This is a genomic window from Paenibacillus aurantius (genome assembly GCF_032268605.1).
Classification (GTDB): domain Bacteria; phylum Bacillota; class Bacilli; order Paenibacillales; family NBRC-103111; genus Paenibacillus_AO; species Paenibacillus_AO aurantius.
Map to the genome: position 1 here is coordinate 5,219,189 of NZ_CP130318.1, position 13,574 is coordinate 5,232,762.

The following is a 13,574-nucleotide window of genomic DNA, read 5'->3' on the forward strand; positions in this document are numbered from 1 at the left end:
GCAAATCCCGGCCCGGTTCTACCTTATGGCTTCCTGACGTCTCGCCGTGTCCGCTTTGGCTGCCTCGGAGCCGGGATCGTAGATGGAACCTAGCGCGTTCACTTCAAGCCGTTCCACCACGGCTCCTTCTCCTTCCGCAAACAGGATGAGGCTCCGGCTGTCAGGATGAGGGAAGATGAGATCGGTTAGCACCAGTTCTCCGTCGTTCGCAAACACCTCTACCGATGAGGTGTCCAGGAAGAGATGAAGCCGAAGGCGTCCCTCCTCCACGGATAAAGGGGCTTCATGCCGGCAGGCGAAGGCCGGATGAAAGTCCACCTCCCCCGACCGTGTGCGGTCCATCGACAGTCGCTCCGCCGCTGCATCATAGCGGATGACGGTTTCTTCCCGGTCGGAGGCCCGGACACGGAGGCCGACGCTGCCGGAGGAACCCAGGCGGAAATCGACCGCCAGCTCCAGCAGTTCCTCCTCGCAGCCGTCCAAAATCTTCTGGGCTTCGGTCAGCTCCAGGTCCGTCTGGCAATGCGTCTTCTTGCGGAGAGCCTGCAGCTCGCGAACCGGACACTGAATAAGCCTTACTCCCTGCCTGCCGTTCCGGAGGCCCAGCTCACGGGGTACCGTCATCGCACTTCTCCATGCCACGGTCGGCGTCTGGTTCGCATACCTCCAATTGCTCATCCATCCGAGATAAATCCTCCTGCCGTCGATGTCGGGAATGTCTGACCAAGTGACCCCGGCGTAGTTGTCCCGCCCGTGATCCACCCATAGGATCGTCTCCGGGGCATTCTCGTTTAGGAACCGGAACCCATCGAACTCTCCAATAAAATATTGCGTTCTGGATCCTTCGGCTCCCTCGGGCCGGTCGCCGATGCTCACAATCAGCACCCAGCGCTTTCCTCCGTTCTCCCCTTCGACGGGAAGCTCGAACAGGTCCGGGCATTCCCATACCGCGTCGTGCGAGCCGTCCCCGGACCCGAAGGCACTCGCGAAGGTCCATCCCAGCAGGTCAGGCGACCGGTACAGCCGGATGTGGTCTCCTGCGGCGATCACCATGATCCAGCTGTTCGTCGGTTCGTGCCGGAATACCTTAGGGTCGCGAAAGTCCTGAAGCCCTTTCTCCGCCAGCACGGGATTCCCGGCGTACTTCGTCCAGCTGCGGCCGCGGTCCGTGCTGTAGGCGATGCTTTGGCACTCGCTTACCTCTCCCGTCTCCTCGTTCCTCCGGTGGTGGGTAAAGATGGCGACCAGACCCGAACCTCCGCCGAACAGCCCGCTGCTGTCCTGGCGATCGACCACGGCGCTTCCCGAGAAGATATAGCCGTTGTCATCCGGCGCCAACGCCACCGGAAGATGCTCCCAGCGGACGAGATCCCGGCTTACCGCATGCCCCCAGTGCATCGGGCCCCAGGTCGTTCCTCCCGGGTAATATTGATAGAACAGATGATATTCTCCTTCGTAATAAACCATCCCGTTCGGGTCGTTCATCCAGTTGGCTTCCGGCGTGAAATGAAACTGCGGCCGAAAAGGGTCCTTGTAAGCTTGAGTCAATGATTGTCCACACCTTTCTCCAGTCCGATCCCGATGTCCTGCCCGCCATGCGAGGAGCAGGAGTCCGCCAGGCATCCCAAGCCAAGTGGTCTCCCCCCTCGTCCTTAGCGGACCGACACCCGTCCTGCTGTCTCTCTTTTTGCCTTACTTTTTCTGAGCCTGCTTGTAGCGGTCCAGCCCCTTCTGGTAAATCTCCATCAGCTTGTCGAGGCCCATGTCCTTCACCTGCTTCACATAGGCGTCCCAGCTCTTGTCGACATTGCCGTCCACGAGGAACTTCGCCCGCTGGGTATTAACGAATTTAAGCAAATCAGGCTCGATTTTGTTGATTTGGTCCAATTCCTCCGGCAGGAAGAAGAGGCTCGGGTAATTTTCTTTTTCCATGAAAGGCTCGTAAACCTTCTCCAGGTCCTGCTTGCGCTGCTTTGCGCGCGGCTCCATCTCGACAATGCTCTGGAAGTCTTCCTTCGTGATGACGCCGGCGCCGTTCGGAGCCACCTGCTGGCGGTATTCGCCCATCGACTTCCCCCCAGGAACAGGCAGGTTGACCAGCTTGCCGTTCGCATCCTTCTTGTAAACCAGATCGATCGGGCCCCAATGGATCTGTGCCGCCATGTAAGGCTCATACTGCTGGTCAATCCAGCGCATCGTGACCTCCGGGTTCTTGTTCGCCTTCGTGATGACGAAGGTGCCTTTGGCCGGGCCGCCGCCGTTGCCGCGTCCGATCGTCTTCTTGCCGGCCGGTCCTGTCAAAGGAGGAACAAGAGCATAGTCCTTGGCCCGGTCGGGTCCGACGACTTCTTCAATCTCCCACCAGACGAAAGAGCCGAGTGTTTCGGCCGGGGTTTTGCCCTTGGCCAGATATTGCGGAGCCTGCTGCGTAAACGATTCGGGATCGATCAGCCCTTGTTTGTACCACTTCTCGTTGAAATAAGTTTGCGCTTCCTTGTATTCCGGCTGAATGGCTGTGAAGATCACCTTGCCGTTCCTCACGATCCGGTGCTCCGTATTGTCCGGCATTCCGAAGGCTCCGAACAGCCCTCCGATGTCCATGCACCAGCCCATATGCATGAAGCTGAGCGGAATTTCGTCGGCTTTGCCGTTGCCGTTCGGGTCCTTGGTCTTGAAGGCGACGAGGGCGTTGGTGTAGTCGTCGAGCGTCGTCGGCATGGGTAGGTTCAGCTTATCCAGCCAGGCTTTGTTAATGACGTGGAAGAACGGGTTCGTGCCGAGCTCGTTCTCCTCCCAGGAGGGAAGGCCGTAAATATGGCCGTCCGGCGCGGTGATCGCGGCCTTGATATCCGGCCTTTTCTCGAGCAGCTTCGTCAGGTTGGGCGCATAATCCGCAATCAGCTTCTCAAGGGGCTTGATCGTGCCGTCTTTGCCGTAGGTGACGAGCTCGTAGTCCGAGAAGTTCGCCCCATAGAAGGCATCGGGGAGATCGCCGCTTGCGAGCAGCAGATTCTTTTTCTCCGCGTAATCCGTGTCGGGAATGTTATTCCAGGAAATTTGCACGTTCGTAGCCTGCTCCAAGCGCTTGAAGATCTCCATTTGCCCGTATTCGGGGGCGAGAGGAGCCTTCGGGGCCACCAGCTTGAGGGTGACCTTGTCCTTGACGATCGGCAGTCCTTCCTTGTTGACCGCTGCCGCGGTATCCGGCGAAGCGGTGCCTTTGGTGCTGTCATCCGATTTGCTGCAGCCCGCAAGGGCCGTCGTCACTGTCAGCGCCATGCCGAGTGCAACCGTAAATCCTTTTCTCATGTTCGTGATCCCTCCGTTTGTATAACGAACCTAACCATCTATAATCCACCCGAGAGGCCTGGCCCGGGGAATTACCGTATGAACGAAATGGCTTAGCCTTTGATCGAACCGATCAGGACGCCTTTCACAAAATACCTCTGAAGGAAGGGGTAGAGCACCAGAAGAGGCAGACTCGCTACGATAATAACCCCGTATTTGATAAGCTCGGTTACCCTGAGCTTCGCCGCGTATGATTCCACGTCCACCATCATGCTCGAATTCACCTGGTTCTGAACGAGGATGTTCCTCAGCACGAGCTGAAGGGGGTATTTGGCTTGGTCGCTCAAGTAGATCAGGGCGTCGAAGAACCCGTTCCAGAACCCGACCACGTGGTACAGCACCATGACGGCGATAATGGGCTTCGACAAAGGCAGGACCATCTGCAGGAAGAACTTCGTATTCGAGCTTCCGTCGATAAAAGCCGCCTCCCGCATCTCTTCAGGGATGGTAATCTGGAAGAACGTGCGCACAATGATGATGTTAAAGACTCCGGCGGCACTCGGGATCACCATCGCCCAGATCGTATTGATCATGCCGAGATTCTTTACCAGAAGGTAAGTGGGAATGAGACCGCCGCTGAAGAACATGGTGAGCATAAAAAACCACATGAACGCCTGACGCCCGACCAGGTCCTTACGAGACAGAGGGTAGGCGGCCATCAAAGTAAGCGTCACGCTGATGACCGTTCCGACCAGGGCATACAGAAGCGAGTTGCCGTAGCCGGTCCAGATGGCGGAATCCTGGAAAATGCGCCGGTATCCGTCCCAAGTGATTCCTTGGGGCAGCAGCCAGACATCTCCCGCATAAATGCGGTTCGGGTCGCTGATCGAGGCGATGAGGACGAAATACAAGGGATATAGAATCAGCAGCATCCCCACCGTAAGAAGCGAATAATTCGCGATATCAAACAGACGGTCGCTGCGGCTTCGACGATTGAGCCTAAAGGCTTTCATAAACAGCCTCCTTCTACCACAAGCTGGTTTCGGTTAGTTTTTTGGCGGCCCGGTTTACGATAACCAGCAGGATAATATTGACTCCCGAATTGAAGAGGCCGATGGCCGCCGACAGGCTGTACTGGGCCTTCTGAATCCCCTGCTGGTATACATAAGTAGGCAAAATATTGGACGACGTGAAGTTCAGATCGCTCTGCATCAGGAAGGCCTTCTCAAAGCCGACGCTCATGATATTCCCGATAGCAAGAACAAGCAGAATGACGATGGTGGGCAGAATACCCGGAATGTCGACATGCCGCACCCGCTTCCATTTGCTCGCTCCGTCCATAATGGCAGCTTCGTGCAGTTCGGGGCTGATCCCCGCCAGAGCGGCTAGGTAGATGATAGTCGCGAAGCCCGTTTCCTGCCAGATGCCGGACAGGATGTAGAGCGGCCGGAACCACCCGGCATCCGCCATGAACAGGATGGGCTCGCCGCCGAGCCAGGTGAGGATATGGTTGACCAGCCCGCTGTTTGGCGACAGAAACACATGCAGCATTCCGACCAGTACAACCGTAGAAATAAAGTGCGGGGCATAGATGACCGTCTGCACGAATTTCTTGTATCTCTTAGCCATCATCTGATTGAGCATTAGGGCGACGAGGATAGGGACCGGGAAGGAAAAAAGCAGCGATTGCAGGCTCAAGGAAAGCGTATTGCGGATAACCGGCCAGAACGTATACGACTCAAAAAACTGTATGAAGTATTTAAAGCCTGCCCACTCGCTTCCCCCGATTCCTTTACTGGGAGAGAAATCCTTAAAGGCAATCTGCACGCCGTACATAGGGTAATACCGAAAAACCAGATACAGCAGAACGACAGGCAGCAGGAACAGATACAGCTCATAGTTTTGTTTGATCCGCTTCCAGGCTCTCCTGGAAGACCGGACTTCCTCCCGCTTGCGGCAGGCTTCGGTTGCAGTTAAGTTCATGGAATCACCTCTTTGATAGTAAAACGCTTTCATGCAGGCTTTGAAACGTTTCCAATTCTAGGGAAGGAAGATGAGCGGATGCGCTCTCTCTTCCCTGTCCCTGTCGTCAGGTCGTCTCTCCCGGGCGGAACTCGACCGGAATGCGGTACGTTTCATCCTCCAGCTCTTCGCCTTCCATTCGCCGGAACAACAGCTTAACCGCTGTACGCGCCATCGCCTCCACCGGCTGCCGGATCGTCGACAGAACCGGATGAAAATACGGGTGATCCTGAATGCCGTCATACCCGATCACCTTGACGTCCTCCGGTACCCGGATGCCCAGGCGGCTGGCTCTGTCGATATATTTGGCGGCGAACATATCCGTAATGGCGAACACTCCGTCCGCGTCACGGTGAAGGGAGAGAAACCGGTCAAAATAGGCATCGTCATCCAGAACCGGATCGGGCTGTTCATAAACGGCGTATTCGACTCCCAGCCTTTCGGCCTCCTCGACAAAGCCTTCCTTGCGTAGTAGCGTTTCACTAAATGCCTGGGGAATGGTTCCCATGAACACCGGCTTCTTGGCTCCCGCCTTGACCAGCTCCGTGAGGGCGATCCGCCCTCCTTCCCGATTGTCCGAGGTCACACATGTAATCTTCTTGCTGAAGTGACGGTCGATGCTGACAATAGGGATTTCCGTGGTGATATCGTTATCGATATCGTTATACGTGATTCCAAGCACCCCGGCGACCTTGTTCTGCCGCAGCATATCCAGATAATAGAGTTCCTTCTCCGGCTTGCCGCCGCTGTTGCACAGCATCAGCTTATAGCCCTCCCGGTCCAGCTCATCTTCAATATAATAGGCAAGCTCCGAGAAGAACGGATGCCAAATGCTCGGCAGCAGGAGAGCGACCATTTTGGATTTCTGCATTTTGAAATTCCGGGCTACTTCATTGGGAACGTAATTCAGCTCGCGGATGGCCTCGGTCACCTTGCGCCGGGTCTCCGGCTTTACCGCTCCGGTATTGTTGATCACCCTTGAGACTGTCCCGACAGCAACGCCGGCCAAGGTTGCGACATCTTTAATGCTCGACATGCTTACGCCTCCATCCTTGCTTATGAGCGTATCATACCACCATATTGGAAACGTTTCAATATCTTTTTGGAAACGTTTCAAATTATTTATGGGATGTCTTCCCCCTCCCTCCCTCTCCATCCAGAAGAACCTGCGGCCTGTTCGGTCTGATCCTGCCTGCATTCTTGCCAGAGAGTGGCTTGGTTACTTTCTCCTTACCATCTTTTTTCCGGTAAATGTTGGTTATCCTTAAGGAAGACCACACCACTACTGAAGACACTTCTGGTGCGGATGACACCGCCTTCAGCCCTGCTTGCTCCCTTGAGCCGATAAGACGGAGTCCAAACGAGTTGACAGTTTATCACAGTGACAGGCGATTTTGCCCAATGCTAGTATTTGTGTTGCAGCTGCAAGCTTTCATAGCATTTTCATAGCCGAAAAACATGTGCACACCCGATGGCTATCACCGGGGACCGGTTACTATTATCGTTATCCAATAGGAGGAGTTCGAACAATTGAAGTGGAAATGGAAGTTCCCCCGTCTTCTGGCTTTGACAGCCCTTGTGCTCACGTCAACAGCCTCTCCCTATCTTAATACGGCATCCGCTGCGGGTGCCGATGACCATCCGTGGATGAACAAGTCTCTTCCCGCTGAGAAACGGACAGCGCTGCTTTTGAAGAATATGACGCTGAATGAGAAGGTGTCGTTTGTTACAGGCGACGTCAATAACTTTTTCGGCTTCTATAACAAAGACCTGAGCCGGCTGGGCATCCCCGCCCTGACCATGGCGGACGGCCCGGCCGGTGTCCGGATTGCGGATCCGAATGTTCAGGACAAGAAATCGACGGCCCTCCCCGCTCCCATCGCCCTTGCGGCCACATGGGACACGGCAGCGGCCAAGAAGTACGGCACCCTGATCGGCAGCGAAGCTTTTAATACGACGCATAATGTCATTCTGGGGCCTGGGCTTGACATCGCCCGTCTTCCTTGGGGAGCCCGAAACTTTGAATCGCTCGGGGAAGATCCCTTGCTTCAATCGAAGCTGGCTTCGGAATACGTGAACGGCGTTCAAACGAGCCCGGTTATCGCGACGGCCAAGCATTATCTTGCCAACAACCAGGAAACCGAGCGATTCACGACGAACGCCAACGTGAGCGAGCGGGCCATCCAGGAAGTCTATGCCCGCCCTTTTGCGGCAGCGATTAAGGATGCCCATCTTGGCTCGGTCATGTGCTCGTTTAACAAAATCAACGGGGAATCCGCCTGCGAGAACAAAACCTTGCTCACCGATGTCCTGAAGAAAGGACTCGGCTTCCAAGGATTTGTCATGAGCGACTACGGCGCTAACCTCAGCACGGTGGCATCGGCAAAAGCCGGACTGGATATCGAGACGCCCGGCGACCCGTTCGGTTTATGGGGAGCCAAGCTGAAGAAGGCGGTCGATGACGGTCAAATCAGCGAGACACTTCTCGATGACAAGGCCTCCCGGATCCTGACGCAAATGTTCCAGAAAGGGCTGTTCGACAACCCGGTTCAGAACGTCCGCATTCCGGCTCAAAAGGACGGAGCCGCTGCCCGTCAGCTGGCCGAGGAGAGCATGGTTCTGCTGCAGAACCGCAGCCAGACGCTGCCGCTTAAGGCCAATGAGCTGAAGTCCCTTGCGGTTATCGGTCCGGATGCGGATAACGCTTCGGCCGCCGGAGGCGGAAGCTCCCTGGTTTCGCCGACCTACACGGTCAGCCCGCTGGAGGGGATTACGAACCGCGCCGGCAAGAACGTCAAAGTAAGCTACGCGCCGGGAACCGATCCGATTTCCTCGGCGGATGTTATCTCGGGTCCTTCGGCCGTCCCATCGGCGGTGCTGGCTCCTCCCGGAGCAAAAGACGGCCAGACGGGCTTGAAGGCCGAATTCTGGACCAATGCCTCGATGAACGGCGAGCCCAAACGGGTAAATGTTGACCCTCAGGTCAATATGAATCTGGGCTTCTACAACTTCGGAGGCTTCAACGCCCAGTCCCCGAAGCTGCCGGTTATCCCGGGCGATTTTAACGGCACGATGTCGGCCCGCTGGACAGGCAGCATCACTGCGCCGAAATCCGGCAGCTACAAGCTGTCCCTTACGGCACTCGGCTCGAGCGAGCTGTATCTGGACGGTAAGCTGCTGGTGAAGAACGAAGGCAAGACCCTGCAAACGATCAAAGCGGATGTTGAGCTGAAGGAAGGCGAGAAGCACAACATCCGGATGGAATACCGCACGGATTCGCCTAGCCACAGCCGGCTCGTCGGCGCCCAAATCCGGTTCGGCTGGGAGCCTCCGGCCGACACGGTCGATTCCCGCATTCAGGAAGCGGTCGACCTGGCCAAGAAGTCGGATGCCGCCATCATTGTGACCCGCACCTATGACGCCGAGGGCTTCGTGGACCGGTCGGATCTGGATCTGCCTAACAACCAGGAACGTTTGATCCAGGCCGTGGCCAAGGCCAATCCGAAGACGGTTGTCGTCTCCATGAGCGGCCGCGCCGTTCAGATGGACAGCTGGAAATCCGATGTGAATTCCATCGTTCAGGCATGGTTTGCCGGACAAGAGCAGGGCAATGCGATCGCCCGTGTGCTGTTCGGTGACGTTAACCCATCCGGTAAGCTGCCGGTGACGTTCCCGGTTAACGAAGACCAGACGCCGGTATCGACCAAAGCGCAGTTCCCTGGCGTGAACGGGGAAGGCTCTTATTCCGAAGGAGTATTCGTAGGCTACAAAGGCTATGAGAAGGAAGGACTGACGCCGGCCTTCCCATTCGGTCACGGCCTCTCCTACACCACCTTTGACTACCGGAATTTGAAGGTCAAGGTCAGCAACCCGAACAAGGACCAATCGAGCAGCGATCCGGACGTTCAAGTGTCGCTGCATCTACGCAACAGCGGCGGCAAAGCCGGCTCCGAGGTAGTGCAGGTGTACGCCGGCAAGCTTCCGACCCAAGTCGATACCCCAGCCAAACAGCTGGCCGGCTTTGCCAAAGTGACGCTTTCGCCAGGCAAGCAGACGAAGGTTGACGTGAAGCTGGATCCTAAGGCTCTGTCCTACTGGGATGAGACTACTCACCAATGGGTTACCCCATCCGGTGAAGTGCCTATCTATGTCGGCAGCTCGTCTTCGGACATCCGGCTCGAAGGCAAGGTTAAGATCGGCAAGTAACCCTTCCGACCCTCCCTCCGTTTTTAGCCCCCGCTAAAGACAGAAGAGGACCGGCACTCCCGAAGGACCCGCCTGTCGGAAAGCCGGGAATCAGGTTTAGGGAATGCACGAGTGTCAAGGCAAGTGAGCCTTGGCACTCGTGTTTTTTTTATGCGGGCAGACGTCCCTCATGACTTCCCTATGACCAAGAATGTTACCCGTCATGTGACGATGGTGACTTCATCCTCGTGACTTTCTTCCCTTAAGATAGAACCATAAAGGTAAGCGCGAAAGGGGAAAGAAAGAAATGCCTGTTAAGTCAAACAAAACGGTGCTCGGCTTGGCTGCTGTGGCGATCGGAGTTATGCTCCTGCTGTCGAAGCTCCTGCCCTCCGGATGGGGAATATGGTTTGCCGGAAACTGGAGTATCCTTGGGGCGATCTTGGTCTTAGGGGGAGGCTGGAGGCTGCTCCGGGCCTGGGACCGCTACCGTTCCGGTCAATACCGGGTAGGCCGTTTTACGACGGGCGGCGTGCTGGTGCTGCTCGGTCTGATGCTGAACCTGGACCGCTGGAGCGGATGGGAAGGCACCGCAGCCCTGCTCTCCTACTGGCCGGTTATGCTGATTGCGTACGGGGCAGAAGCTCTGCTTGTTAAACGGGAGGACCGCAAAATATCCTACGATGTCTCCGGTGCTTTTCTCGTCTTCCTCGTTTGCTCGGTTATAGCGGTTACGGCCTTTACCGGAAGCCTCATCCGTTCGGTTGCCTGGGGCGGCGCCAAGGTGGAAGGCGACCCGATCGTGACCTCCGCTTCCGGCTTAACGGGTCTCGACATCCGGGGAACGGCGGGCCGCATAACGCTTGAGCCTTCTCAGGACGGCCAAGTGACCGTTACCCCCGTCTACCATACGGGGTGGGGCAAGCGGACCGAAACCCGCCGGCCTGATTTGAAGATCCGGCCGGACGGCGGTACGCTCCTCGTTTCCTCCGAGATCCCTTCCTCGGGAAACTGGTTCTCGGACAAGAATGCCGGCGTGGACCTGCACATCACCGCTCCTCCTTCCCTGCTGGTCGAGGTGAGCAACGAAGTCGGGGAGATTTCCATCAGCGGCTTCGATCAGGTTAAGAGCGTGAGCGGCGAAGTTGGCAGGATCTCGCTTAAGGATTCCAAGGGACGGGCGGATGTCCGTCTTTCCGTGGGCGCTATCGACATCGAAGGGTTCACCGGCGGCTTGACGGTAGATCATGAAGTCGGCCGGATCCGGGCCAGCGGAGAGCCCGATCAGGATTGGGACTTCGCCACGGAATTGGGCAGCGTGGAGGTCGACGTCCCAGAGAATGGAAGCTACCGCTACACCTTCTCCTCCGAGCTAGGGAGCGTGGACCGTCACGGCAACCAGTTTGACGGCAATGAAGGCAGCCTTAACGGCGGAACGCATGGCCTCACCGTCCGTACGAGCGTAGGCTCGGTGGATGTGAGAACGCACTAAGGCTGCGCCTTGGCGGGTCCCCTGCCTTAAGAATCACCTCTATTCGGGCTTTTGTCCCGGAAAGAGGTGTTTTTTGATTCTTTGTTCACAAATTAGACACACGTCCCCCAGGACCTTTTTCGTTTAAAAGGCAGACAGGCAGGGTAAATCATTACTAAACAAGCACCAATCTGTATATCTTAATAGAAACCGGCCTTACATAGCTCTGCCGCTCATAACCAGACGTTAATCCATGGGAGGAATTGCAATGGGAAGAAGAACCGATGAAGTGAAGGAAAGCCTGCTCGAAATGGTTCACATCTATAAGCCGAAGGATGCCCGCCGCTTCGTGAACGACTTCGTCCGGAAGTACCGGATTACGAAGGGCTATGAGGATGAACTTACCAACCTGGTCAAGGGCGAGCTCAGCAAAATGAACCTTTCCGTCTAACGACAACGGCGAAAGGCTCCATCCTAAACGAACCGACAGGACTTTTCCCCCGCATCATGGCGGCGGGAGAAGTCCTTTATATGTGAAGAGCGGCCCCCCGTCTCTCTAATCCTTAACGGTCGCAGGAGAGGAAGCAACCGCAAGCGGAATAACAACAAAAAGAACGGCTTCCCGGTATCCCGGAAAACCGTTCTTCTTAAGGCCAAGCCGCCTATTCGGTTTTCTTGCCCTTGAACATCTCGCCGATGGCCCCGACGGCTCCAAGCGCCTCCATCGCATTCGACGGGAGGAATACCTTGTTCGCCGGCCCTTTGCTGATTTCGGTCAACGCCTCGAACGACTTGTACGCGAGCACGTTCTCGTTCAGCCCTGCGGCGGCCAGCTGTTCGATCCGGTTACGCTCGGCCTCGGCCACCGCTTCGATCGCCTTCGCCTGACCCAGCGCTTCAAGCTCCTGCGCCTGCTTGTAGCCCTCCGCCTGACGGATACGCGCTTCGCGCTCCCCCTCGGCCTTCAGGATCTTGCTCTGCTTGTCTCCCTCTGCGCGGAGGATCATGTCCTGCTTGGCGGCCTCCGCCTCCAGGACGATGGCGCGCTTGCTCCGCTCCGCCTTCATCTGCTTATCCATTGCTTCCTGGATATCGAGCGGAGGCTTGATGTCGATGACCTCGACACGCTCAATGCGGACGCCCCACTTCTCCGTAGCCTCGTCCAAGGCGACCCGAATGTCCACCGAAATTTTCTCGCGGCCGGACAACGTTTCGTCGAGCTCCATTTTCCCGATGATCTGCCGCATCGTGGCCGTCGTAATGTTGCGTACCCCCGAAACATAGTCGGAGATGCCGTACGTCGCCTGCTCCGGCCCGACGACCTGGTAGAAGATGATGGTATCAATCTGCACCTGAACGTTGTCCTTCGTAATGACCGTCTGCGGCGGAACATGCGCCTGCTGGATCCGCAGGTCATGATAGATCCTCACCTGTTCGATAAGTGGAATCAGAATATTAAGACCCGGCGTCAGCAGCCGGTTGAATTTCCCCAGCCGTTCGACGACTCCCACTCTTTGCTGCGGAACGATTTTGACCGTAAGCGCGACGAGCGCGACGACCACGATGACGATTATTACCGAAATTACTGTACCCATGTTTTACAGCCTCCCCCATTTTTCTACTTGCAGAACCGCGTTGCCCCGGTGGACCACAATGACCGGTTCCCCTTTAACCAGGGGCTCTGTCGAAGTCGCACTCCACGATTCGCTTCCTACCTTGACGATTCCCATCTTGCCGACGTGAATGTCTTCCGTGACCAGCCCCTGCTTGCCCACCAAGTCGTCAATCGCATCCTTGTACCCGCGCGAAGCCCTTACCCTTCGGGCGAGGGGCTTCGTCAGGACGGTCAGCGCCAGAGCCGTGACCGAGCCGGCCACCGCCTGCACCAGCAGCCAATCCGGAAAAATCCAAGCAAACAAGGCCGCTACCAGCGCTCCTATTCCCAGCCAGAGCAGGTAAAACGTCAGCGTGAACATCTCGGCCACGATCAGCGCCGCTCCAATGACCAGCCAAATGACCCAAGCCATACCCCGTCCTCCTTCATTCCCATGGTAATTGCCGAACCTCCGGCCTCCAATGGCCCTGTAATGTATACGCGCGAGCCGCTCAAAAGTATTCAAAAAGTTGACAAAGCTTCCCCAATCGATGGAGCCGCCCCTTTACCATAAAGCCGCAGCCGCCTCCCGCGGCACCTTTCGGTCCGCTTCCTCATAGGCTGAGAATAATCTCGCTGCCATTAGGAAGGAAAGGGAGGACTGCTCCATGCCCGCTTACCGCATTATTATCGACCAGTCGGAGCGCGCGCTCTACCTGCTCGACCAGGACAAGGTCGTTCACCGCTATCCCGTCGGGATCGGCAAGATCGCCACCCAAACCCCTTTTGGGGAATTTAAAATCATTAACAAAGTGCCCCACCCCGGAGGGCCTTTCGGCGTTTTCTGGATGGGTCTTTCCAAGCCGCATTACGGCATTCACGGCACGAACAACGAATCCTCCATCGGCAAAATGGTCTCCCACGGCTGCATTCGGATGCACAACCGGGACGTGCTGGCGCTGGCCAAGCTGGTGCCGATCGGCACCCGGGTGACGATCCGGAAGTAAGCCGGCC

The 13,574-nt window shown here is 56.6% G+C and carries 11 protein-coding genes; 4 read left to right on the top strand and 7 right to left on the bottom strand.

Annotated features, from left to right (window positions below; translation table 11 throughout):
- Window positions 1–18 precede the first annotated feature (18 nt).
- The 5 genes from MJA45_RS23585 to MJA45_RS23605 all read right to left on the bottom strand — a co-directional run bounded on the left by MJA45_RS23585 (window position 19) and on the right by MJA45_RS23605 (window position 6,346).
- Window positions 19–1,548: a glycoside hydrolase family 32 protein gene (locus tag MJA45_RS23585; protein ID WP_315604341.1), complete on the bottom strand. Its 1,530-nt coding sequence runs from the start codon at window positions 1,546–1,548 to the stop codon at window positions 19–21.
- Between the two features lie 144 nt (window positions 1,549–1,692).
- Window positions 1,693–3,309, bottom strand: coding sequence for an ABC transporter substrate-binding protein (locus tag MJA45_RS23590; protein ID WP_315604342.1), 1,617 nt, complete (start codon window positions 3,307–3,309; stop codon window positions 1,693–1,695).
- 92 nt (window positions 3,310–3,401) lie between these two features.
- The gene (locus MJA45_RS23595) at window positions 3,402–4,301 is read right to left on the bottom strand and encodes a carbohydrate ABC transporter permease (protein ID WP_315604343.1); all 900 of its coding nucleotides are present in this window, start codon (window positions 4,299–4,301) and stop codon (window positions 3,402–3,404) included.
- Between the two features lie 13 nt (window positions 4,302–4,314).
- On the bottom strand, window positions 4,315–5,271 hold the full coding sequence (locus tag MJA45_RS23600; protein ID WP_315604344.1) for an ABC transporter permease: 957 nt from the start codon (window positions 5,269–5,271) through the stop codon (window positions 4,315–4,317).
- A gap of 106 nt (window positions 5,272–5,377) precedes the next feature.
- Complete coding sequence (locus tag MJA45_RS23605; protein ID WP_315604345.1) at window positions 5,378–6,346, bottom strand: LacI family DNA-binding transcriptional regulator; 969 nt, start codon at window positions 6,344–6,346, stop codon at window positions 5,378–5,380.
- Window positions 6,347–6,840: 494 nt separating this feature from the next.
- On the opposite strand from MJA45_RS23605, the gene MJA45_RS23610 reads away from it, so the two are divergent.
- The 3 genes from MJA45_RS23610 (at window position 6,841) to MJA45_RS23620 (ending at window position 11,417) form a co-directional block, all read left to right on the top strand.
- A complete protein-coding gene (locus tag MJA45_RS23610; protein WP_315604346.1) occupies window positions 6,841–9,516 on the top strand; it encodes a beta-glucosidase H in 2,676 nt (891 codons plus the stop codon).
- Window positions 9,517–9,802: 286 nt separating this feature from the next.
- Window positions 9,803–10,987 (top strand): DUF4097 family beta strand repeat-containing protein, encoded by a 1,185-nt coding sequence (locus tag MJA45_RS23615; protein WP_315604347.1) that lies wholly within the window; start codon window positions 9,803–9,805, stop codon window positions 10,985–10,987.
- Window positions 10,988–11,234: 247 nt separating this feature from the next.
- The gene (locus MJA45_RS23620; protein WP_315604348.1) at window positions 11,235–11,417 is read left to right on the top strand and encodes a hypothetical protein; all 183 of its coding nucleotides are present in this window, start codon (window positions 11,235–11,237) and stop codon (window positions 11,415–11,417) included.
- 211 nt (window positions 11,418–11,628) lie between these two features.
- On the opposite strand, the gene MJA45_RS23625 is transcribed toward MJA45_RS23620, so the two are convergent.
- Entirely contained in the window at window positions 11,629–12,561 is a 933-nt protein-coding gene (locus MJA45_RS23625; protein ID WP_315604349.1) for an SPFH domain-containing protein, read from the bottom strand.
- Between the two features lie 3 nt (window positions 12,562–12,564).
- Window positions 12,565–12,993 carry an NfeD family protein gene (locus MJA45_RS23630; RefSeq protein WP_315604350.1) on the bottom strand — a complete coding sequence of 143 codons (429 nt, stop codon included), beginning with the start codon at window positions 12,991–12,993 and terminating at the stop codon, window positions 12,565–12,567.
- 235 nt (window positions 12,994–13,228) lie between these two features.
- Between MJA45_RS23630 and MJA45_RS23635 the strand changes: the two genes are divergently transcribed.
- A complete protein-coding gene (locus MJA45_RS23635; RefSeq protein ID WP_315604351.1) occupies window positions 13,229–13,567 on the top strand; it encodes a L,D-transpeptidase in 339 nt (112 codons plus the stop codon).
- The last annotated feature ends 7 nt before the right edge of the window (window positions 13,568–13,574 follow it).

Excerpts from the sequence above, each read along its gene's own strand:
- MJA45_RS23590 (WP_315604342.1), bottom strand. The coding sequence starts at position 3,309 with ATGAGAAAAGGATTTACGGTTGCACTCGGCATGGCGCTGACAGTGACG.
- MJA45_RS23595 (WP_315604343.1), bottom strand. The coding sequence starts at position 4,301 with ATGAAAGCCTTTAGGCTCAATCGTCGAAGCCGCAGCGACCGTCTGTTT.
- MJA45_RS23600 (WP_315604344.1), bottom strand. The coding sequence starts at position 5,271 with ATGAACTTAACTGCAACCGAAGCCTGCCGCAAGCGGGAGGAAGTCCGG.
- MJA45_RS23605 (WP_315604345.1), bottom strand. The coding sequence starts at position 6,346 with ATGTCGAGCATTAAAGATGTCGCAACCTTGGCCGGCGTTGCTGTCGGG.
- MJA45_RS23615 (WP_315604347.1), top strand. The coding sequence starts at position 9,803 with ATGCCTGTTAAGTCAAACAAAACGGTGCTCGGCTTGGCTGCTGTGGCG.
- MJA45_RS23620 (WP_315604348.1), top strand. The coding sequence starts at position 11,235 with ATGGGAAGAAGAACCGATGAAGTGAAGGAAAGCCTGCTCGAAATGGTT.
- MJA45_RS23625 (WP_315604349.1), bottom strand. The coding sequence starts at position 12,561 with ATGGGTACAGTAATTTCGGTAATAATCGTCATCGTGGTCGTCGCGCTC.
- MJA45_RS23630 (WP_315604350.1), bottom strand. The coding sequence starts at position 12,993 with ATGGCTTGGGTCATTTGGCTGGTCATTGGAGCGGCGCTGATCGTGGCC.
- MJA45_RS23635 (WP_315604351.1), top strand. The coding sequence starts at position 13,229 with ATGCCCGCTTACCGCATTATTATCGACCAGTCGGAGCGCGCGCTCTAC.